This is a genomic window from Streptomyces sp. MMG1533 (assembly GCF_001279775.1).
GTDB lineage: Bacteria > Actinomycetota > Actinomycetes > Streptomycetales > Streptomycetaceae > Streptomyces.
This window is the reverse complement of record NZ_LGDG01000106.1, coordinates 1-1,163: the sequence shown is the minus strand read 5'-3', so window position 1 is coordinate 1,163 and position 1,163 is coordinate 1. Positions and strand designations below refer to the sequence as shown.

The following is a 1,163-nucleotide window of genomic DNA, read 5'->3' as shown; positions in this document are numbered from 1 at the left end:
GGGGGGGGGGGGTGGGGGGGGCGGGGGGGGTCCCGGGGGCCCGGGGGGCGGGGCCCCGCCGGGGGGGGGGGGGGGGCCGGGGAGTGGGTGATCGGGGGAGTGGAGCCGGCGGCCATGTCCTGGGCCAGGGCGTCGAAGTCGACGTACCCGGTGGCCTCCAGGACCTTGATGTGGTCCAGCACGGTGGTGTTCGCGTCGTCGGCCAGGGCGCGGACCAGGGAGTTGCGGGTACTGGCACGTACCTGGGCGACGACCGAGAACACCTTGCCGTGGGCCAGTCGCAGGATGTTGGCGAAGTCCCGGTCGTACTCCACGCCCTGTGCCGAGGTCAGCGTCGCGAGCCACTGCTTCTGCTGCTCGGTGGGCTCGTTGGGCAGTTCGAGGCCGAGCTTGGACGCGACGTCACGGACTCGCTCGTCCAGGAAGGTGTGGCCCTCGATCAGGTGCCCGCCCGCCGTCTTCACGGCCTGCGTGGTGCCCTTCTGCTGCGCCTGCTGGCCCGCGGGCAGCTCCCACAGGCCGGCCAGCCGGACCTTGGTGACGAACTCGCGGTCGAGAGCGGACAGCGGCCCGTACTTCGTCGACACGGTCTGCGCGTTCAGCACGTCCAGGCCGGTCCCGGAACGGTCGGAGTACGACCAGATCGGGAAGATCAGCGCCACGAGGGTCGCCGTCAGGCCGACGATGATGAGACCGGTGCCGGTGAAGATGCCTCTGCCGTTGATGGGGGGTCGCGGTCGCATGGTGCCTCCTGTTGCGGCACCGCACGCTAGTGCGTTTCGGGTCCGGGGTTGGCATGTTACTGCGGGGTCTACGCCAACTTCCGTACGGGGGAGAATGGTTGCATCGGGGACGATGCGGGGTCAATGGGGGACGGGGATCGGGGGGTATAAAGGGTCAAGTGGGGTGATACCGGGTGCGATTGCCGGGCTGCTCGCGTGAGGTGTTAACCCCGGCACAGTCGCGGGTGGGCGTGCGACTAGTGGGGGAGCGGGGCGTGACGTAGGGCGGTCGAGCGGCTGGCCGGTACTGCGGCGGGGTGGGGGCGGTGGGGTGCGCAGTCCGGCGTGGCGGGGGTCCGGCCTTTCGTGGGGGGGGGGCCGGCCCCGGGGGGGCGGGGGGAACCCGGGCGTTTGGGGGGGGGCCCCCGCGGGGGGCGGGGG

At 72.3% G+C, this 1,163-nt stretch carries 1 protein-coding gene; it reads right to left on the bottom strand.

Annotated elements, in window-relative coordinates; genetic code table 11:
- Positions 1–743: DUF4142 domain-containing protein (locus ADK57_RS12670; RefSeq protein ID WP_053749520.1), on the bottom strand; the 743-nt coding region annotated here is incomplete at its 3' end.
- Positions 744–1,163 lie beyond the last annotated feature (420 nt).